This window comes from Maribacter sedimenticola (assembly GCF_900188415.1).
Taxonomy (GTDB): domain Bacteria; phylum Bacteroidota; class Bacteroidia; order Flavobacteriales; family Flavobacteriaceae; genus Maribacter; species Maribacter sedimenticola.
Genome location: NZ_FZNV01000001.1, coordinates 631,757 through 653,091, shown reverse-complemented (window position 1 = coordinate 653,091; position 21,335 = coordinate 631,757). Strand labels below are relative to the sequence as shown.

Annotated in this window: 20 protein-coding genes and 1 tRNA gene; 10 read left to right on the top strand and 11 right to left on the bottom strand. The window is 37.2% G+C overall.

What is annotated here, in order from left to right; translation table 11 throughout:
• Window positions 1-12 precede the first annotated feature (12 nt).
• A complete protein-coding gene (locus CHB68_RS02695; RefSeq protein WP_089259298.1) occupies window positions 13-519 on the bottom strand; it encodes a lipocalin family protein in 507 nt (168 codons plus the stop codon).
• Between the two features lie 86 nt (window positions 520-605).
• Window positions 606-3,236, bottom strand: coding sequence for a DUF5916 domain-containing protein (locus CHB68_RS02690; RefSeq protein WP_089259296.1), 2,631 nt, complete (start codon window positions 3,234-3,236; stop codon window positions 606-608).
• 226 nt (window positions 3,237-3,462) lie between these two features.
• Here CHB68_RS02690 and rplM point away from each other — a divergent pair, with 226 nt between their 5' ends.
• The 4 genes from rplM (at window position 3,463) to tsf (ending at window position 6,579) form a co-directional block, all read left to right on the top strand.
• A complete protein-coding gene (gene rplM / locus CHB68_RS02685; protein ID WP_089259294.1) occupies window positions 3,463-3,918 on the top strand; it encodes a 50S ribosomal protein L13 in 456 nt (151 codons plus the stop codon).
• Window position 3,919: 1 nt separating this feature from the next.
• The gene (rpsI, locus tag CHB68_RS02680; protein ID WP_089259292.1) at window positions 3,920-4,306 is read left to right on the top strand and encodes a 30S ribosomal protein S9; all 387 of its coding nucleotides are present in this window, start codon (window positions 3,920-3,922) and stop codon (window positions 4,304-4,306) included.
• A 239-nt stretch (window positions 4,307-4,545) separates the two neighbouring features.
• Complete coding sequence (rpsB, locus tag CHB68_RS02675) at window positions 4,546-5,685, top strand: 30S ribosomal protein S2 (protein WP_089259290.1); 1,140 nt, start codon at window positions 4,546-4,548, stop codon at window positions 5,683-5,685.
• Window positions 5,686-5,754: 69 nt separating this feature from the next.
• Entirely contained in the window at window positions 5,755-6,579 is an 825-nt protein-coding gene (tsf, locus tag CHB68_RS02670) for a translation elongation factor Ts (protein WP_089259288.1), read from the top strand.
• A gap of 93 nt (window positions 6,580-6,672) precedes the next feature.
• Here the strand turns inward: tsf and CHB68_RS02665 are convergent, their stop codons facing one another.
• Complete coding sequence (locus tag CHB68_RS02665; protein ID WP_089259286.1) at window positions 6,673-8,553, bottom strand: M61 family metallopeptidase; 1,881 nt, start codon at window positions 8,551-8,553, stop codon at window positions 6,673-6,675.
• Between the two features lie 156 nt (window positions 8,554-8,709).
• Between CHB68_RS02665 and pyrH the strand changes: the two genes are divergently transcribed.
• The 6 genes from pyrH (at window position 8,710) to CHB68_RS02635 (ending at window position 16,165) form a co-directional block, all read left to right on the top strand.
• Window positions 8,710-9,417, top strand: a complete 708-nt coding sequence (gene pyrH, locus CHB68_RS02660; protein ID WP_089259284.1) for a UMP kinase — start codon at window positions 8,710-8,712, stop codon at window positions 9,415-9,417.
• 44 nt (window positions 9,418-9,461) lie between these two features.
• A complete protein-coding gene (gene frr / locus CHB68_RS02655; RefSeq protein WP_089259282.1) occupies window positions 9,462-10,016 on the top strand; it encodes a ribosome recycling factor in 555 nt (184 codons plus the stop codon).
• Between the two features lie 130 nt (window positions 10,017-10,146).
• Entirely contained in the window at window positions 10,147-12,528 is a 2,382-nt protein-coding gene (locus CHB68_RS02650; protein ID WP_089259280.1) for an efflux RND transporter permease subunit, read from the top strand.
• Window positions 12,529-12,631: 103 nt separating this feature from the next.
• The gene (gene asnS, locus CHB68_RS02645) at window positions 12,632-14,065 is read left to right on the top strand and encodes an asparagine--tRNA ligase (protein ID WP_089259278.1); all 1,434 of its coding nucleotides are present in this window, start codon (window positions 12,632-12,634) and stop codon (window positions 14,063-14,065) included.
• 37 nt (window positions 14,066-14,102) lie between these two features.
• Window positions 14,103-15,560 carry an RNA polymerase factor sigma-54 gene (gene rpoN, locus CHB68_RS02640; protein WP_089259276.1) on the top strand — a complete coding sequence of 486 codons (1,458 nt, stop codon included), beginning with the start codon at window positions 14,103-14,105 and terminating at the stop codon, window positions 15,558-15,560.
• Complete coding sequence (locus tag CHB68_RS02635) at window positions 15,560-16,165, top strand: hypothetical protein (protein ID WP_089259274.1); 606 nt, start codon at window positions 15,560-15,562, stop codon at window positions 16,163-16,165. The genes rpoN and CHB68_RS02635 overlap by 1 nt, the downstream gene beginning before the upstream one ends.
• Here CHB68_RS02635 and CHB68_RS02630 read toward each other — a convergent pair.
• From CHB68_RS02630 to CHB68_RS02595, 8 genes are all read right to left on the bottom strand, one after another.
• Complete coding sequence (locus CHB68_RS02630) at window positions 16,160-16,834, bottom strand: porin family protein (RefSeq protein WP_089259272.1); 675 nt, start codon at window positions 16,832-16,834, stop codon at window positions 16,160-16,162. The two genes, CHB68_RS02635 and CHB68_RS02630, sit on opposite strands and share 6 nt — an antisense overlap.
• Window positions 16,835-16,908: 74 nt before the next feature.
• The gene (locus CHB68_RS02625; RefSeq protein WP_089259270.1) at window positions 16,909-17,391 is read right to left on the bottom strand and encodes an ExbD/TolR family protein; all 483 of its coding nucleotides are present in this window, start codon (window positions 17,389-17,391) and stop codon (window positions 16,909-16,911) included.
• Window positions 17,392-17,412: 21 nt separating this feature from the next.
• The gene (locus tag CHB68_RS02620) at window positions 17,413-18,036 is read right to left on the bottom strand and encodes an ExbD/TolR family protein (RefSeq protein WP_089259268.1); all 624 of its coding nucleotides are present in this window, start codon (window positions 18,034-18,036) and stop codon (window positions 17,413-17,415) included.
• Window positions 18,037-18,047: 11 nt separating this feature from the next.
• Entirely contained in the window at window positions 18,048-18,479 is a 432-nt protein-coding gene (locus tag CHB68_RS02615; protein WP_089259266.1) for a hypothetical protein, read from the bottom strand.
• A gap of 25 nt (window positions 18,480-18,504) precedes the next feature.
• Window positions 18,505-19,251: a MotA/TolQ/ExbB proton channel family protein gene (locus tag CHB68_RS02610; RefSeq protein WP_089259264.1), complete on the bottom strand. Its 747-nt coding sequence runs from the start codon at window positions 19,249-19,251 to the stop codon at window positions 18,505-18,507.
• 76 nt (window positions 19,252-19,327) lie between these two features.
• Window positions 19,328-19,415: transfer RNA gene (locus CHB68_RS02605), tRNA-Ser, on the bottom strand.
• Between the two features lie 71 nt (window positions 19,416-19,486).
• Window positions 19,487-20,518 (bottom strand): asparaginase, encoded by a 1,032-nt coding sequence (locus CHB68_RS02600; RefSeq protein WP_262494220.1) that lies wholly within the window; start codon window positions 20,516-20,518, stop codon window positions 19,487-19,489.
• Window positions 20,519-20,536: 18 nt separating this feature from the next.
• Window positions 20,537-21,304 (bottom strand): TatD family hydrolase, encoded by a 768-nt coding sequence (locus CHB68_RS02595; RefSeq protein ID WP_089259262.1) that lies wholly within the window; start codon window positions 21,302-21,304, stop codon window positions 20,537-20,539.
• Window positions 21,305-21,335 lie beyond the last annotated feature (31 nt).

Genomic DNA, 21,335 nt, shown 5'->3' with positions numbered 1-21,335 from the left:
AAAAAATAGTAATTACTGTCGTACAAAAATTAGCTCACCACTATCTGTAAAATTAGGGATATCAAGATCTGTAGCATCTACGGTCATGACATCACCACTAATTGAAACATCTATCATTAAAACTTCTCCATTACTATCCGTAGTAGTTACAACTCCGTTTTCAAAAGAATAGGTTGTAGATTCCTCATCATATTGCGTAGGACAGGGCACATCAAAACTGGATGATGTAAAGTCTAACTCCACATAACTGGCTGCGTTTCTTGCAGATGCCGTTAAATCTTCATTGAATTTTAATGTCACTACATAACATTCCTTATCCGTTAAAAGGTCCAAAATACCTTTTGCCAATTTAGCATCATCACTTGCGGTATTATTGTCTATCCTAAGTTCCGTTGCGTTCCAAGTTCCTACTAAAGTATTAAGCGATAATTCCTCTTCTACAGCTTTATCGTTTTTATCTGAGCTACATGACATGAACACCAAGGCACATCCTAGTAGCATTAAAAAATTCCTGTACATAATTATTAGGTTTGGTTAACAGTCTCTTAGAACGAAATTATAGACTTATTATTTCATCACAAAAATTAAGTGAACCTAATTAAAATTTAAAGGATGAAACGGTAAGTAGCTTTTATCAAAAAGGTGTTGTCCTTTTTTTCTCCAAAAATTTGACCATCCAAATTACTTCCTAAGGTATCATACGGGTTTGCCAAACCTGCAACACCTTGGGACCAGACCAGAAAAATTTCGCTACCAGGTACATATTCCCATCTAACCACCAGATTGGACCTAAATTGTACAAAAGAAAAATCTGGATTCACAATTTGATAATCTACCGTTCCGTCCAAGTTTTCATCTATACTATAAGAATTACCCGTTTCTGTACTAGTAAGTTGGTCTTGGTTAAATAAGGTGACCCGTTCATTGATATTTTTTGCCAATGAATTGGCTACATAATTGAAATCTGTATATATACCTCTGGATATAAAGGGTTGTCCGTAATACTGAATTGATAAGTTTGGGTTAATACTATAATTAAACCGGATGGAGGTACTAAATGTTCGCTGGTCAATATTTCCAGTAATATATCTGGGCAGACCATTGATACTGGTCTCCGTTACATATTGGGTCCTGTTTGGATTTTCCTCATACTCCGAAGATACGGAGAGGCTAAAGGCATCAAAAGGTTGATAGTAAAAACGAAGCACATACCGTTCTAGCGAAAAATTATTTTGTGCAGCTTGACTGTTGACATAACCCAACGTAAAATTGAACTTTTTTCTGTTATCCGAACCAAAGAACAAATAGGCAAAATTCTCTTCTGACCATCTCCACCTTGGGCCGCCCCTTAAAACGGTGTTGGAAAAAATTCTAGGTTTATGGGCCGCCCCTATTTCTGTCCACCAATTGTTCTTATAGTTGATGAACCCTTGCATCTCATATTGAATTCTATTGTAATTACCCTCAAAATCATAAGTGGTATATTGCTCAAAACCAATTTGCGCCCTTCTATAAAAATTGGTGGGCTTCAGGAACAACTTTCTAATTTGGGCCGTTTGTTTAATTTCATCTGCCTGTCTTAAAAAACCTATGTCATTCAGTTCCAATTCTGGCGATCGCCATACAAAACCACCATTATAACGCCAACTTCCTCCCCCGGTTTTGCCAATTTCCAGTTTACCCCCCGTCCCCGTTAAAGACGTCCTGTTTGGATCAACATTTACATGGCTTGCATCAACACGCTGAAATAAATGCGTAATGCTACGTTGAGTATTCACAATTGCGTTTTCACTGCCCACTACATGACTCCCAACAAAATTACCTTCCAAATAATAATTTCTATTTTTCCAGCTATGCCTAAAATCCAACCCACCAGTGTACGCAGCCTTGCGCAAAAATTCCAGTTCAGAGGTCAGATTTCTATTTGTAGCGGTAAATATACCTCCCACAAAAGAGTTTCTTTCATTAAAATCCTTTTGCACCCTAGCCACCAAATAGTTGGTCAATGGCTCTACTAGTTCTGAGCGTTTTTCCCCGTCAAAACTACCGACCTCCGCAAACATTTTACCGGTAACACTTTCCATTAATCCCAAGGACCAACCATCTTTTGTTTTACCGGAAAACTTGGCTGCGCCCAGGATAGTGGAATTAATGGGCAGGTCAACATACTCGCCGGCTACAGCGTTCACAGATTTCTGAGGACTTCTACCTATTCGTCTACTATAGAACACATTGTCATTACCGTCGGCAAATTCATAATCGAATATATTTTTATTCTCTATGAAAAAAGGACGCCGTTCTTCAAAGAATATCTGAAACCCATCCAATGCAATTGCACCTGGGTCGGCATCTACTTGGCCAAAATCCGGATTTACGGTTAAATCCAACGTAAGGTCATTGGTAATACCAATTTTGGCATCCAAACCTGCATTTAAAACATAATCACGCCCATCTTTAAACGGATTGCCCTCTTGTTTGGGATAGCTATCATATTGATTTACCAAAAAGGGCTGAATTTCTAGTTGTTTTTGTGGTTGTATGTTTTTTAACCCTTTTAGGATCCCAAATTCGCTGACCCATCCAGGAGACTCCAATGGTATGGATTGCCAAATTGAACGCTCCTCGTCCCGGAACAATCTTCTATGTAATTGTAATCCCCAAACCTGTTCTTCTGCAGTACCAAATTTTAATTGACTAAAGGGAATTTTCATTTCTGCGGTCCAGCCAATTTCACCAATCTGGGTCGCGGTATACCAAATAGGGTTCCAGCTAGCATCCCAATTATCTCCGTTCTGTGATATGAACTCATCGCCCTTTACACCAGCCGCAGAAACGTTGAACGAAAAGCCGGTTCGCTTATCATGGTAACTATCAATGTTTATCTCTATCCAATCTCCAGCGAAATTATCCCTTCTGGCAAGTCGCTTTTCAATACTTGATGGCACACTGTCCAAACATTTAACGGCTACATACAAATATTTTGCATCGTAGGTAATCTTAAATTGTGTAAGTTGACGTGGCCGTTGGCCGTTGTTGGGCTCATATACCGTAAAATTGCCGTCCCACGGAACATGTTCCCAACCTGTATCCGATAAAACACCGTCTATGGCAATATGTTCATTGATCGGTAATGGGGCCGTAGTATACTCCCTTATCACCCTAACACTATCCTTTTGACTAAATGCAATTGAAAAGATGCATAAAAATGCAAAATTTGCAAGAACTTTGAAATTCATTAATGGTTGGTCTTTGATTGATGTATATAAGTGACGATAAAATTGTAATACTGTTACAGTAGATCGCTAAATTTGACCAAGTTTAACAGTATGTATCCTGAAAGAAGTTGAAAATGAAATAAAAAAGAAAAAATATAGAAACAAGTATTTGCAATTCAAGTTAATAGTTGTAGATTTGCAGCCCGTTTGACGGGATTGATTATAATAATAGTTAAAAATAGCAGTAGTGGATACATTAAGTTATAAGACCGTTTCGGCCAACAGAACAACTGTAAACAAAGAGTGGTTATTGGTAGATGCCGAAGGAGAAACATTAGGGCGTGTTGCTTCTAAAGTTGCCTATTTGTTGAGAGGAAAGCATAAGCCAAGTTTTACTCCGCACGTAGATTGTGGTGATAATGTTGTAATTATCAATGCAGAGAAAATTGCTCTTTCAGGAAACAAGTGGTCCAGCAAGGTTTACTTAAGATATACAGGTTACCCAGGTGGTCAACGTACCACATCGGTTAAACAACTTTTGGAAAAAAATCCAGAAGGTATTCTTGAAAAAGCTATAAAAGGTATGTTGCCCAAGAACAGATTAGGTGCCGACCTTTTTAGAAACCTAAAGGTTTATGCAGGAACGGAGCATGGTCAAGAAGCTCAAAAGCCTACTGTTGTTAATTTAAAAGATATTAAATAAGATGGAAGTAATTCATAAAATTGGTCGTAGAAAGACCGCTGTAGCGAGAGTTTATCTTTCTGATGGAAATGGCGACATTACCATTAACAATAAAGATTTAAGTGTATACTTCCCAACTGCTACATTACAGTACAAGGTAAAGCAACCATTTACATTAACCGAAAGTTTGGATACTTACGATGTTAAGGTCAATGTTTACGGTGGTGGTATTACTGGTCAGGCAGAAGCTATTCGTCTTGCACTTTCAAGAGCAATGTGTGAAATAGATGCCGAAAACAGAAGCATTTTGAAGCCGGAAGGTTTGTTGACGAGAGACCCAAGAATGGTTGAACGTAAGAAATTCGGTCAGAAGAAAGCACGTAAGAAATTCCAATTCTCGAAACGTTAATTCGAGAGTCAAGAGTACAGGGCACCCTTTTTGGGTGCCTATTTTATATTTTATTTCATACTGGATATTCCAGAATATTAACAAGTTCATTGAAAGTCCATTTAGGACAATTAAAAATCCTCTAGCCCAATTTGTGGTTAAAGGTAAATTAGTTTAGCATCTAAATGGTGAAGGCTTTTGCAATTTGCGGATACCACTTTACCATTGCTAATTCATAAGAACGTAAACTAAATTTAAAAATGGCGAGAGTCGAAGTAAAACAATTATTAGAAGCAGGTGTGCATTTTGGCCACCTAACCAGAAAGTGGAATCCAAACATGGCTCCTTACATCTACATGGAGCGTAACGGTATTCACGTAATCAACCTTTACAAAACAGTTGCAAAATTAGATGAGACCAATGAGGCTCTTAGTAAAATTGCAGCATCTGGAAGAAAAATTCTTTTTGTAGCTACCAAAAAACAAGCAAAGGACATTGTTGCCGAAAAAGCGGCCAACGTAAACATGCCATACATTACTGAAAGATGGCCAGGTGGTATGCTGACCAATTTTGTTACTATTCGTAAAGCCGTTAAAAAAATGGCTTCTATCGATAGAATGAAAAAAGATGGTACGTTCCTTACACTTTCCAAAAAGGAAAGATTACAAGTAGATCGTTTACGCGCTAAATTGGAAAAGAACTTAGGTTCCATTTCAGAAATGACACGTTTACCTGGTGCACTTTTCATTGTTGATACCATGAGAGAGCATATTGCCGTTAAGGAAGCGCAAAAATTGAACATTCCTATCTTCGCCATGGTAGATACCAACTGTGACCCTAGAGATGTTGATTATTTGATTCCTTCCAATGACGATGCTTCAAAATCTATTGACATCATCATGACAGAGGTTACCAATGCTATTGCAGAAGGTCTTGCAGCACGTAAGTCCGAAAAAGCAGAAGCTGCCGAAGGAAAATCAGAAAGCAAAAAAGAGAAAGCTCCTAAGAAAAAAGAAGCAGTAGATACTCCCGAACCTACTCCTGCAAAAGTTGATACAAAACCAGCTCCTGTTGTAGCTAAGGTACCTAATGTTGAAGTAGACGTAGAAGCTACCCAAGAAGCAGTTGCCAAAGATGCAAAAACTGAAGCTGATGACTTAACCAAGGTTGAAGGCATTGGCCCTAAAGCCGCAGAAGCCCTAGTTGCTGCAGGTATAGCTACATTTGCCGACCTTTCTAAAGGTGATGCCGACAAGATTAAGGAAATCTTGACCGAGGCCAGCTCTAGAATGGCTCATTTAGATCCTACATCATGGCCAAAGCAAGCTAAAATGGCTGCCGAAGGAAAGTGGGACGAGCTTAAGGAGTGGCAGGACAACACCAAAGGTGGTGTAGAATAACATTTTCTTTTTTGATATAAATAAATTTAAGAATAGCCCATTAAAACGGGTACACTAAAAGTTAAAAAAATGGCAAAGATTACAGCTGCAGAAGTTAATAGATTAAGAAAAACTACTGGTGCAGGAATGATGGATTGCAAAAAGGCATTGGTTGAAGCCGATGGCGATTTTGAAAGTGCAATTGAAATTCTTCGTAAAAAAGGTCAAAAAGTAGCAGCTAAAAGAGCTGACAGGGATTCTTCTGAAGGTGCAGCGATCGCTAAAGTGAACGATGATAACACAAGTGGTGTTATTATTTCCCTTAACTGTGAGACCGATTTCGTTGCTAAAAACGAAACTTTTGTAACATTGGCTACTGAATTGGCAGAATTGGCAATCAACTTTGATTCCAAAGAAGCGTTCTTGGCCGCTGATTACAAAGGCATGACCGTTCAAGAAAAACTAACTGAGCAAACTGGTGTTATCGGTGAAAAAATAGAGATAGGTGGTTTTGAAACCTTAAGCGCTCCTTTTGTTGGTTCTTATATACATGCAGGAAATAAAATTGCAGTTTTAACAGGTCTATCTGCAGCAGTTGCAGGTGCTGAGGAAGTTGCAAAGGATGTTTCTATGCAAGCAGCAGCAATGAACCCTGTAGCACTAAACGAAAATGGTGTTGACCAAACGGTTATTGACAAGGAAATTGAAATTGCAAAAGATCAATTACGTCAAGAAGGAAAGCCAGAAGCAATGCTTGATAACATTGCAAAAGGAAAAATAAAAAGGTTCTTTAAGGACAATACCTTGGTAAACCAAGATTTTATTAAAGACAGCAAGCAAAGCGTTGCCCAATACGTTAAATCTGTTGACGCCAATTTAGAGGTGGTAGGATTTAAAAGAGTTGCATTGGGATAATTACAATTTAACTAACTCAATAAAAAACCGTCTTACTTTAAAAAGTAGACGGTTTTTTTATGCGCTATCATTAGAATGTTTACTACCTACGTATTATTCATTTATTCCCTTTAACCAAGCATTTCTCAGCGCAATTTTTTCTGGTCCGGCATTATCTTGAGAAACTACTTTCTTAACCATTTTATAGGGAGTACCTACCATACCTTCTACAGGGACTATCTCACCTTCCCTATCCACAACCATTCTTATAGGGCGTTCGGCAGACCAACTAAAGCTATCCTGTATAATTGGACGCAATCCATCTACGGATACTTCCTGGTCATCTATTGTCTTTAAAATATCGCCACCTTGTAATTTTAAGTCATTAAAAAAAGAATTAAGTTGAATGCCCTCCCTGATAAATACCACACTATCATTTTGTACATCCACATCTATATATGGGACCTGACCGTCAAAAAAATAACTTGTTTGCTGTTGCTCGTCCATAATGTCAAGACCTACTTTGTTTAAAAATTCAGTATAATCTATAGGGGTAGAACCAATGACATGGGTATTAAAAAACACACCAACCTCAGGATAGGTCATTGCAATAATTTCCCTGAACAAATCATCATCATTAAAAGGCTTGTCAACCCCATATTTTTTAGAAAGTTCCTTCATTAACCATAATACACCTTTTTCACCTTTACTTTTTTCTCGTAACAATAGGTCTAGGCACATATTGATCAAGGCACCTTTCTCATATACATTGGCATAGTTAGCCTCGTAGGGTTCGTTTAATATATTCTTACTCATGACCGTAAAGGACATTTCATCATCATAAAACTTGGAATTGTCTATTTTAGCTAACATTCTATCATAAAACTCATCTTCATTTATCAATCCTTGCTGAATTTGAAATAGATTGGCAAAATATTCGGTTGTTCCCTCATACATCCATAAATGCTGTGACATTTTAGGTGCATTAAAATCAAAGAATTGAATCTCTTTAGAATGTACGCTCAATGGAGTTACAATATGAAAAAATTCATGGGAGACTACATCTACCATAGCTTGCTCCAACCTATCTTTTGGCATAGCTTCAGGTAAGACCACAACTGTAGAAGTATGATGTTCCAATGCTCCAAAACCATGGGCATCCGGTACATTGATATCGGACAAATACAACAGAATATTATACTCCTTGGTTGCGTCCACATCACCTAAAAATTTCTTTTGTGCCCCCATCATGGTAACCATTCTATCCCTTAAATCTGCTGCTTTATATACTCCATTAGGCGAGTATAGGCTTAAAGTAACCTTAATACCATTTATTTCAAAACTTTCGGTGTTGGGCTTAGCGTACATAATTGGATTGTCTATCACCTCAAAATACCTGCTAGCTATAAATGTATCCAAAGACATATCAGATTTATTATCCAGAGCAATTGGCAATGATGTTGTAGCAGACAAACCGGTAGGCTTTTGGATTAATATATGATACGGTTGTTCTTTAAAACCATCAAAATAACCAACAAAACCATGTAGATTTAGAACATAATTTTTACCCACTGCTATATTGGTACCTGCAGGGGAAAATACAGCATCTTCCACATCATTTTCAGAATCATACGTGTCATTTACCCAATACTGTATTTTATCTAACTTAGTTCCATTGGCAATACGCCATGAATTGTCATCTAGTTGCTCTACAACTAATGTTTTCCCATCATAATCCAAGGCTTCCAAACCCGTAATATACTGACCATAATTATCTGTACTATATGTTCCGGGAACAGTTTTGGGCATTTTAAAAACAACATCCGGCAGCGTAAATTTATCCGGATCCAAAATCACTTTAACTCGGTCATCTACTACATTGACCAAGTCTATGGTCGTAATTATTGGATTAGGGTTGTTAGATACCGCTCCCTTACCGGCACCACATGCATTAAGCAACAGGGCCATAAGCCCAATTAAAATTATTTTTTTCATAGTAATCTATTGTTAGATAAGCTTTTATTTAAACGACGCTAAAGATAGAAATAATGGTGAACACCCAACATCACTAATTATTGACCTTGTTGTATGAATTATTGACCACACCCAACAAATATTTTCATTATTTTTGATGTCAAATAAAAATTTAAAATGCACTACAAAAGAATTCTTCTAAAGTTAAGCGGCGAAGCCTTAATGGGTGAAAAACAATATGGCATAGACTCTAACCGTCTTAACGAATATGCGGAAGAAATTAAACAAGTGGTAGACAAGGGTATTGAGGTAGCCATTGTGATTGGTGGCGGTAATATTTTTAGGGGCCTTACCGGGGCAGCTACCGGAATGGACCGTGTACAGGGAGACCATATGGGAATGCTGGCTACAGTTATTAACGGACTTGCCCTACAAAGTGCATTGGAAATGTGTGGCGTACAGACTAGGTTACAGTCTGCCATAAAAATTAATGAGGTTGCCGAGCCTTTTATTAGAAGAAGGGCAATGAGACATTTGGAAAAAGGCAGGGTTGTTATATTTGGTGGTGGAACCGGAAACCCGTACTTTACTACAGATTCCGCTGCGGTATTAAGGGCCATTGAAATAGAGGCCGATGTAATTCTTAAGGGAACTCGTGTAGATGGTATCTATACCGCAGATCCTGAAAAAGATAAGAATGCAACAAAATTCGATTCTATTTCCTTTCAAGATGTCTTGACCAAGGGGTTAAAGGTAATGGACACCACTGCCTTTACCTTAAGCCAAGAAAATGAACTGCCTATTGTAGTATTTGATATGAACAAAAAAGGAAACTTATTGAAAATAGTTGATGGACAGACCATTGGTACTACCGTAAACATTTAATTTTTGGTATAGTTTATGTTTAGCGAAAGTAATATTCTTATTTTATGAACGAAGAAGTACAATTTGTTTTAGACGCAACAAAAGAAAGTATGGCTGCCGCTATAGCGCATCTTGAACGTGAATTTTTAAAAATTCGTGCAGGTAAGGCCAGTCCGGCAATGTTATCCTCCGTTTTGGTGGATTACTATGGATCACAGACACCTTTGGCCCAGGTTGCCAATATCAATACACCAGATGGCCGTACAATATCCGTCCAACCATGGGAGAAGGGAATGCTACAAGAAATTGAAAAAGCAATCATGAATTCCAATTTAGGGTTTAACCCTATGAACAATGGCGATATGATCATAATTAATGTACCGCCATTAACGGAAGAACGCAGAATTCAATTAACAAAACAAGCCAAAGCAGAAGCGGAACATGCTAAAGTGGGCGTGCGTAGTGCAAGACAAGATGCCAATAAGGAGATAAAGGATTTGGATATTTCAGAAGATTTTCAGAAAAATGCAACGGCAGACGTTCAAGACCTAACCGATGCTTTTACAAAAAAGATAGATGATTTCTTACTTAAAAAAGAAGCAGAGATCATGAAAGTTTAAAATTCTTATCACAATAAGATTACCAGAGCTACCTTCTTAAGGTAGCTTTCTTGTTTTGTAATAATTTTAAACTTTTCTGTTTAGGAACAAATGTACCTATTGGTTACCTTTGGCACCTGCAAAAACAGTTATGGTAGCTAAACTTACTAAAGGATTTTGGCCAAAAACGGCAAACATTATTCTTCGTAATAGGATTTTAATCTTATTACTAATTACCGGATTTACAATTTTCATGGCCATGCAATGGCAACATATGCGATTCTCCAGTTCGCAGACCAATCTTTTACCAGATGACCATCCTGTAAATCAACAATACCAAGAATTTTTAAAGAAATTTGGGGAAGAAGGCAATGCGGTGGTTTTTGCCATACGTGATAGCGCCCTTTTTTCTGTGGAAAATTTCAATAGATGGAACAAACTGAGCAAACAATTGGGTGCGTTTCCGGAGGTTGAATTCGTGGTATCTACGGACAATCTCCAAGAACTCATTAAGGACAATGAGAAACAGGAGTTTAAAATGCGGCCATTAATTTCTGGCGAGTTGACTTCGCAAAAACAGATAGACAGTATTACCGATCATCTTTTTCAAAACCTACCATTTTACGAAAATCTAATTTTCAATAAGGAAAGTCGCACATTACGCACCATTGTATATCTAGACAAAGATATTGTCAATACCACGGTGAGGAAGGATTTCATTTTACAAGACTTGAATACGGTCGTCAAAAATTTTGAAAAAGAGACCGGCTTGGATGTTCATATATCGGGAATGCCGTATGTACGCACTATGAACTCACAAAACATCATTGATGAAATCGGAAAATTTATTTTAGCTGCCCTTGGGGTAACCTCACTGATATTTTTCTTCTTTTTTAGAAGTATTAGAGCTACGTTCATCTCTATGTGCGTGGTGATTATTGGGGTAATGTGGGCATTTGGACTTTTAGGCCTTTTACAGTATGAAATTACCGTTTTAACAGCACTTATTCCTCCATTAATTATTGTCATAGGAATTCCAAACTGTATATTTCTAATCAACAAATATCAACAAGAAGTAAAGAAGCACGGTAATCAGGCATTGTCATTACAAAGGGTTATATCCAAAATTGGCAATGCAACGTTAATGACGAACATTACCACTGCATCCGGTTTTGCAACATTTATTATTACGGATAGCAAGCTTCTAAAGGAATTTGGCATTGTAGCATCGATCAATATTATTGGAATTTTCATACTATCCTTATTGATTATTCCAATTGTATACAGTTTTATGTCCCTTCCGAAGACAAAACATCTTAAGCATTTGAACAAAAAGTGGATAGATGCATTTGTAAGCTGGATGGAGCGTATAGTAAGACATAGAAGAATAACCGTCTATATTGTTTCCATAGCCCTTTTAGTACTTAGCATTATTGGAATATATCAAATTAAAATTTCTGGAAGTCCTATTGAAGACATGCCAAAAAATGCCGAATTCTTTCATGATATCCGTTTTTTTGAAAAAGAGTTTAAAGGTATAATGCCGGTAGAAATAGTAGTGGATACAAAAAATCCAAAGGGCGTCTTAAAACCGGTAACACTTAAGCGCATGAATCAATTAAGTGAGGTCATCGATGAAATTCCAGAACTCTCCTCACCGGTTTCAGTCGTTAATTTGGTAAAATACTCCAAACAAGCATTTTATAACGGCATACCAAAATATTACCAACTTCCCACAAGTCAGGAAAATACCTTTATAATGGATGTAGCCCGAAAGTCAACGGACAATAGCGACCTTTTGGACACTTTTGTGGATAGTACCGGACAGACCGCAAGGATTACGACTTTTATGCGCGATGTTACTACCAGCAGAATGGAACAGATAGAAGAAAGACTGTTAGAGAACATTACCAAAATCTTTCCATCAGAGCGATATAATGTATACATGACCGGTAGCGCCCTATTGTTTTTAAAAGGAACCAAGTATTTGGTAAAAAATTTAATTATGTCCCTTGCGCTCGCTATTGGACTAATTGCACTTTTTATGGCCTATTTGTTTCGCTCATTTAGAATGATCATTATTTCATTAATTCCAAATTTATTGCCTTTGGTCATTACTGCAGGAATCATGGGGTTTGTAGGCGTTCCCATTAAACCCTCTACCATATTGGTTTTTAGCATAGCTTTTGGTATTTCTGTAGATGACACCATACATTTTCTGGCCAAGTACAGACAAGAACTGACCGCCAACAAGTGGCGAATTGAAAAATCTGTCTACAATGCCCTTAGGGAAACAGGTGTAAGTATGTTCTATACCTCAATTGTATTGTTCTTTGGCTTTTCGGTATTTGTGATTTCTAATTTTGGGGGTACGGTAGCATTGGGATCATTGGTCTCCGCAACCTTACTATTGGCAATGTTGGCCAATTTAATATTATTGCCTTCATTATTGTTATCCTTGGAAAAAAGTATTGCGAACAAACAAACCCTTAAAAAACCCCAAATAGACATTTTGCCCAAAGAGGAAAAATAATCTGCAAATAGATCAAGATAATACCTCCTTTTAAATGGTCTCATGACAATTTATTTTTTTACAAAATCATATCTTTGACGTTTTAATAACCAATTCATTCAGCATGCGTTCAGCAACAATTAAAGAACTTTTGTCCAGTAAGGATTTATTACAGGAAATCACCATAAAAGGATGGGTAAGAACCTTTAGAAGTAATAGGTTCATTGCTCTAAACGATGGGTCTACATTAAACACCATTCAATGTGTGGTAGATTTTGAAAAGTTCGATGAAGACGTATTGAAAAAAGTAAATACGGGAGCGGCTTTAAAAATTACCGGCACCTTGGTAGAAAGTCAAGGTAGGGGCCAGAGTGTTGAGATACAAGTAAGCAATTTAGAAGTGTTGGGTATAGCTGACCCAGAAGAGTATCCCATTCAACCAAAAAAGCACTCCTTGGAATTTTTAAGGGAAAAAGCCCACTTAAGGATAAGGACAAATACATTTGCAGCCATTATGAGGGTAAGGTCTACCCTATCTTTTGCTATACATAACTATTTTAGGGAAAACGGTTTCAACTACTTTCACGCGCCTATTATTACTGGTTCCGATGCAGAAGGTGCCGGCGAAATGTTCAGGGTGACCACATTAGATGAAAAAAATCCTCCTTTGAACGAGGATGGCTCCGTAAATTATAAGGAAGACTTTTTTGGAAAAGAGACCAACTTGACCGTTTCAGGACAATTGGAAGCAGAAGCTTATGCCATGGCCCTAGGCAAGGTATATACTTTTGGACCAACGTTCAGGGCGGAAAATTCCAATACTTCCAGACATTTGGCAGAATTTTGGATGATAGAACCGGAAATGGCCTTTTTTGATTTGGATGCCAATATGGATCTTGCGGAAGATTTTATTAAAAATGTAATTACCTACACCCTTACCCATTGCCAAGAGGATTTGGAGTTTCTTGAAAAACGATTGTTGGACGAGGAAAAATCCAAGCCCCAAGCGCAGCGTAGTGACATGCCACTTATTGAAAAATTGAAATTTGTAGTTGATAATAACTTTAAGCGCGTAAGTTATACAGAAGCAATTGAAATTTTAAAAAATTGCAAGCCCAATAAAAAGAAACAGTTTAAATACCCAATTGAGGAATGGGGTACCGATCTCCAAAGTGAACATGAAAGGTTTTTAGTGGAAAAGCATTTTAAATGCCCTGTAATCCTATTTGATTACCCTGCTAAAATAAAAGCCTTTTATATGCGCTTGAACGAAGATGGCAAGACTGTTAGGGCCATGGATATTCTTTTTCCGGGTATTGGGGAAATAGTAGGTGGATCGCAACGAGAAGAGCGGTTAGATGTCCTTAAACAAAAAATCAAGGATTTGGGTATTGATGAAAAAGAACTTTGGTGGTATTTGGACCTGAGAAAGTTTGGAACCGCGGAACATAGTGGTTTTGGTCTTGGTTTTGAGCGCTTGGTACTTTTTGCAACAGGTATGGGAAATATTAGAGATGTAATTCCGTTCCCAAGAACACCCCAGAATGCAGAATTCTAAGTTGATTTCGTTACTTTTACATGTCTAGAAAAAAGTAATGCTAAAACAACACCTACAGTTTAAATTATCACAAAAGCTATCGCCTCAGCAGATACAGCTGATGAAGCTTATTCAATTACCTACACAGGCATTTGAACAACGTTTGATGCAAGAAATTGAGGAAAACCCGGCGTTAGAAACAGGCAAAGAAGAATCAGATTCGCTTAACGATGAATTTGAGGATAATTACGACCAAGATTCCGATAGCGAAACCATTAACACGGAAGACATCAATATAGATGATTATCTGAGTGATGATGAAATACCGGATTATCGTACCAAGGCAAATAATTATAGTTCTGATGATGAAGAGAAAAGCGTTCCCTATGCCGCGGGTACATCCTTCAATCAACATTTATTGAACCAACTGAACACGGTTTATCTTAATGATGAAGAATGGACCATTGCAGAATTTCTTATTGGAAGTGTAGATGAAAGCGGTTATATAAGAAGACCTATTGCGGACATAATGGATGACCTGGCCTTTACACAAAACGTGTATACGGACGAGGAGACCATAACCAGGATTTTGGGCATAGTTCAAGAGTTAGATCCACCTGGTGTAGGAGCCCGTTCTTTAGAAGAATGTTTGATCATTCAATTAGAGCGTAAAGAGATTACACCCAGCATTGAACTTGCAACGGCAATTTTAAAAAGGTCTTTTGAACATTTTACAAAAAAACATTATCAAAAATTAATTCAAAAACACAATATTAGCGAAGATGAGCTCAAGGAAGCAATAAGTGAAATTGAACGCCTAAATCCAAAACCAGGTGGCTCCTATTCGGGCAACAATAGAATCATAGAACATGTAGTTCCAGATTTTGCCATTAGAATAGTAGATGGTGAGCTAGAACTGACCTTAAATGGACGCAATGCACCAGAATTGCATGTATCCAAAGAGTATAGTAATATGCTTAAAGGGTACAAGGAGGCAAAGGACAAATCCAAATCACAAAAAGATACGGTAATGTTCATTAAGCAAAAATTAGATGCTGCCAAGTGGTTTATAGATGCTATACGTCAACGCCAACAAACTTTGTTCATTACCATGAACGCAATTATGCACTACCAAAGCGAATATTTTTTGACCGGTGACGAACGCAATTTGCGCCCTATGATCTTAAAAGATATTGCAGATGAAATAGGAATGGATGTTTCAACGGTTTCCAGGGTTGCCAATAGTAAATATGTAGATACGCCTTATGGCACTAAATTGATCAAGGAATATTTTTCCGAATCAATGAAAAACGAACAAGGTGAAGATGTATCTACCAAGGAAATCAAAAAAATACTGGAAACGGTTATACAGAACGAGACTAAGAAAAAACCGTTGACAGATGATAAATTAGCGGCCATCCTAAAAGAGAAAGGATACCCTATAGCTAGAAGAACGGTAGCAAAATATAGGGAACAGCTTAATATACCAGTGGCGCGAATGAGAAAGGAAATTTAATGAAAGTTTTCTCCAACCTTATTTCCTATATTTTACATCCATTATTCATACCCATAGGCGGTACAATAGCCTATTTCTTAATTACACCAAAATACACCCCTGTTGAAGTACAAAGTGCCAGTATTTTACCCATTTTCATCTTAACGGTCATCATCCCCATTGTTACCTTTCTAATTTTGAAGAATCTTGGCGTGGTTAATACCTTGTTTTTAGAAAATATAGCAGAACGAAAATACCCCTTGTACATTCACATTTCCATACTCCTGCTAATATTATATAAGGTAATTCCAAATAATTATATTACGGAACTCTATTTTTACTTTACAGGGTTATTAGGTGCGGCAATGGCAAGCCTGTTAATGTTATTTTTTAAGATTAAAACAAGTCTTCATGTCATTGGGGTAAGTGGATTACTTATGTATCTAATTAATTTAAGTATCCATTTTGAGATTAATCTCATCATCGCCATAAGCATTTTTGTCCTGCTCACAGGAAGCGTGATTACCGCCCGCCTTTATTTACGAGCTCACACCAGAATAGAAGTCGTTACCGCACTTTTTATCGGAATTCTATCCCAATTACTAACAGTACGTTACTGGCTATAGAATATAAAATATGAGTCCAACCCTTAAAGGGGTATATTTGAGCACCTCACCATTTACTATAGTAGTACCATTAAAAAGGTCTGACAAGGCATAATAGGCATGGAAATTAAAGGTATTGTAACCAAAACTTAAGGTAAGACCATATTGAAATCTTTCAAGATCCGTATTGTAGAAACCTTCTTTGATATCGTCGTCAACAAATTTTGAACGGGCACCAATTAAATAGGCAGCTTTAATACCGGTATAAATTCTCCAAAACTTATAATCGTCTGCTGTAGAATTTCTCCATCTAAACTCTAAGGGGAATTCAACTAAATGGGTTTCTAGCTTACTCCTAGTAATATCATCATCGAGCCGATATACGATTTCATCTTGAATCTCCTCAGCTACCAAATTAGAATAATAACTATTAAGCGCGAGACCTACACCAATACCAATAGCCTTGGTTCCCGAGCCATTTAATGGCATATCTTTTATAATACCGCCCTGTAAGCCATAGGAAAGATTTCGTTGATTAGACCCTTCCGGATGGTTTACCAGAAAATTATAGGAAAGACCAAGATAGAACTGATCCTCAAAATAACGTGTTTTAGTTGCATTGTCCTCGGTCAGTTGTGCTTTGACAATACCCGTGGTCAGCAATATGGCCAATAGTACTATATATCGCATATGTAAAGTTAATCAAATAAAAAACGCTTCAAATTTATTTGAAGCGTTTTGACAATTTGTATATTACTAACTAACTATTGTAGATTATTAAAAGCATCGCCTTCGTAAGTTGTATAATTTACCTTCAAAGCATTTACTTTTCTTAATTCCTGTTTAATATCGGAAATGATTCCCATATTGGCGTTCTTATCAACCTTTAAAGCCGTTGTCAATACATTTTGAAGTTCTTGAGGCTTTTTAGCTCTTTCCATCAAAATATAATCTCCAACTTCAGAAGGACTTGAAAACTTGTCGTTCAATTGAATCTTTGGTTCCGTACCAAATGTTTTTTCGTATTCTTTAGTTGGTTTCCCTACATAAATATAAATAACACGATCTTTTTTCTCCAATTTCTTTACTTCACTTGCATTAGGAAGTACGTTTTCAACTTTCAAAGAACTATCCTTCATAACGGTTACCGTCATAAAGAAGAATAAAAGCATAAATACAATGTCAGGTAAGGAAGCTGTTGATACCGCAGGTACCTCTCCATCTTTTTTCTTTGCAAATTTTGACATAGTGTTACTTTTAAATATTAATTATTCTGTTGAAGTTTCGGCTTCTGACAATTTTTGAGGGAACAGCCCTTGAATACGGGTCACTTTTTCCTTTAACTCCTCTTTTTTGTCATCAGTAGTTTCCGGATTTAGATATTCTGCCTCCATGGCTACATAATCCGTACCGTACAACCTTTTGGCCTCCCTATTTCTAAGATCATTGTAAGCCCCAACCAATTCATTTTGAACGGTGATATAGGTACTGTACTTAGTTTCACGATCGTTCTTCAACGATATGATCGCCTTAGTTGGGTTATCCGAAGATTCAGGATTACGTTTACCCTTACAATAGCTACAATAATCTGGACTTCCCGAAGGTGCCCCACCATTATCTAAAAACTCTATTGCCTTCGCTCGCAAATCGTTAATGGAAAGAATTTCATCCTCAACCAACAACTGCCCGTTACGGTTAATGTTTACCGTAAAGATATTTTTTTGCTTAATAATTGGTGGTTCTTCTGTCGGCGGCTCCATTGGTGGAAGCATACGATCCAATCCTGCATCTGTCTCAATGGTCGTTGTAACCAAGAAGAAGATCAATAAAAGGAACGCTATATCCGCCATTGAACCTGCACTAACCTCTGGTGCTCCTGCTCTTCTAGCCATAGTTATTATTTTTATTTACTAAACATATTTTTGATCGCCGGTATAACCAAAGAAAGTATAGCGATTATAGTCAAGATGAAAAATACATTTAGACCCATTCCTATTTTCTTAACCGTACTTTCGTCAGACATTTCCAAATACTCCGGATCAACGTCAGTACCGCTTGCCAATACATAGGATACCCCTACTACTAATAGAAAGCCTCCTACTACGAACAATGTCTTTTTAAGACCTTGAGGATTGGAAAATAAATTTTTCAATGTAAATACCAAACTCACTACTACGGCAATACCAAGTAATAAATAAGTAATGATAAACATCGTGTTCATTGCACCGCTCTGAGCAGCTTCAGCTGCCGGCATATCCGAACTTGGTAGTAAATACCACAGCACAGCACTTAATACACCTATAGCAATTAATGCTATTTTAATAATTTTTTGCATAATTTTTAGGTATTAAAAGTGTTACTTATTTTTTGTGATCTACCAACATATCGATCAAAGTAATCGACGAGTCTTCCATATCATTTACGATGCTGTCTATTTTAGCGATAATATAGTTATAGAAAATCTGAAGTATAATAGCCGTAATAAGACCAAATACCGTTGTTAATAATGCCACTTGGATATCACCTGCAATAAGAGATGCACTTAAGTTACCTACAGCCGCAATCTTCTGGAAGGCCTGAATCATACCGATTACCGTACCCATGAAACCAAGCATTGGAGCAATAGCGATGAACAAGGACAACCAAGAAACGTTTTTCTCTAACTGACCCATTTGCACACCACCGTAAGCAACTACAGCTTTTTCAGCTGACTCTACGCTTTCACCAGCTCTGTCCAAACCTTGATAGTAGATAGAAGCAACTGGTCCTTTTGTATTTCTACAAACTTCCTTTGCAGCTTCAACACCACCTGATGCCAATGCATCCTCAACTTGTTGTTTTAGTTTTGTAGAATTGGTACTTGCCATGTTCAAATAAATGATTCTCTCGATTGCAACAGCCAAGCCAAGGATCAAACACAAAAGAACGATACCCATAAAACCGGCACCACCTGTTATGAACATTTCTTTCAAAACCTGAGTAAATCCTTTTTCAGCCTCTGCTCCTTCTTGAACTAGCAATGCTACCGCTGCTACTTTTGCACTTACAATATTTGTACCTGATACAAATGCCCCAGCAACTGCCAGGCTTGGAAATAATTTTTTCATTTTTTCAAACTTAAATTAGTTAGTTAATAGGGTTAAAGATAAAAAAAAACAATATAAAAAAAGTAAAACTTACTAGCAGAGAGGAAGGGATTCGAACCCTCGATACCCTTTTGGGGTATACACACTTTCCAGGCGTGCGCCTTCGACCACTCGGCCACCTCTCTATGATACCTTTTTTAAGGGTGGGCAAATAACAAAAAAATTATTAGTTTAAGAAATTAAAGCTATGTTAATTTTAAAGCATTTCTCCACGCAACGAAGTTTCAAAAACAGTTTTAAACAATTCATTGGATACCCCAGAACCTAAAAGATACATTGCTTTTGCAATAGCTGCTTCTGTTGTAATATCCTTACCATTAATAACTTGCATTTTCTTTAACTTTGAACTTGTCTCATAATGACCCATCAATACTGCACCCCCTGAACACTGTGTTACATTTATGATATGGATACCATTTTTTATTGCAAATTTTAACTTTTCAAGAAACCAATCTTCCATAGGGGCGTTCCCAGAACCATAAGTTTCCAATATCAGGGCCTTTAAATCTTTTGCTCCCAACACTGCCTCTACAATATTTTTGTTGATTCCCGGGAAAAGTTTTAAAATGGCGACGTTATCATCCATGGCATTATGCACTTTTAATACCGCATTTTTTTTCTTTGGCAATAAGTATTCATGAAAAATGGATAAATGCACACCACTTTCTATAAGATGCGGATAGTTTAACGATGCAAATGCCTGAAAATGTTCAGCGTTTATTTTTGTAGTTCTATTGCCCCTATATAATTTGTATTCAAAATATAGTCCTACTTCTTGTATTACGGATTTACCTTTTTCCTGTAAAGCTGCTATTTGAATGGCAGTAATCAAGTTCTCCTTGGCATCTGTCCTTAAGTCACCAATGGGCAACTGCGATCCGGTCAAAATCACCGGTTTCGCCAAATTTTCCAATAAAAAACTAAGTGCAGATGCCGTATAACTCATGGTATCGCTGCCATGCAGGACTACAAAACCATCATACTCCCCATAATTTGAACCAATAATTTCTGCAATTGCTACCCAGTGGTCCGGATTCATGTTAGATGAATCTATAGGATATTCAAAGGAAAGGCTGGCTATGGTACAATCCAATTGATTTAGTTCAGGTATATTTTTCAGCAATTGGGAAAAATCGAACGCCTTAAGTGCCCCAGAGACATAATCTTTCATCATACCAATGGTTCCACCGGTATAGATCAATAAAATTCTACTTTTTTTTGAACTCAAATCAATCTTCGTTTAGTTTTAAATACCAAATACCGCTTTGGAATTATTAGTTGTTATCATTGCCAGTTCTTCACCCGATATGTTATGCAGATCGGCCAACTTATCCAAAACGTTGACAATATAAGCACTTTCATTGCGCTTACCACGATAAGGCGTAGGTGCCAGATAAGGTGCATCGGTCTCCAAGACAAGATGTTTTAAATCAATTTTATCCAAAAATTGGTCTATTTTGCCATTCTTAAAAGTTACCACCCCGCCAATACCTAATTTCATATTATATGAAATTGCCTTTTCCGCCTGATCAAATGTACCGGTAAAACAATGAAAAATACCCCTTAGATCGTTTCCTTTTTCCTCTTCCAAAAGTTCAAACACTTCATCAAAAGCATCACGACAATGTATTACAATTGGTAATTGATGTTCTTTTGCCAATTGAATTTGATACTTAAAAGCCTCTTGCTGCTCTTTTAAAAATTTTTTTTCCCAATACAGATCAATTCCAATTTCACCAATGGCATAATATTGATGCCGGGACAATAGTTCTCTTACATGCAAAAGTTCGTCCATGTAATTCTCTTTAACATGTGTAGGATGCAAGCCTGTCATGAGATAAATATGGTCTGGAAACAACTCTTTCAAGGACAACATACGTTCAGTATAAGTAGAATCAATTGCCGGGATAAAAAAACGTTTCACCCCCTGATCAATAGCATTTCTTATAACCTCTTCTCTATCATCGTCAAAAGCCTCGCTATATAAATGGGTATGCGTATCTGTTATTATCATAGCGCAAAAATAGAATTATCTTTGACAAAAA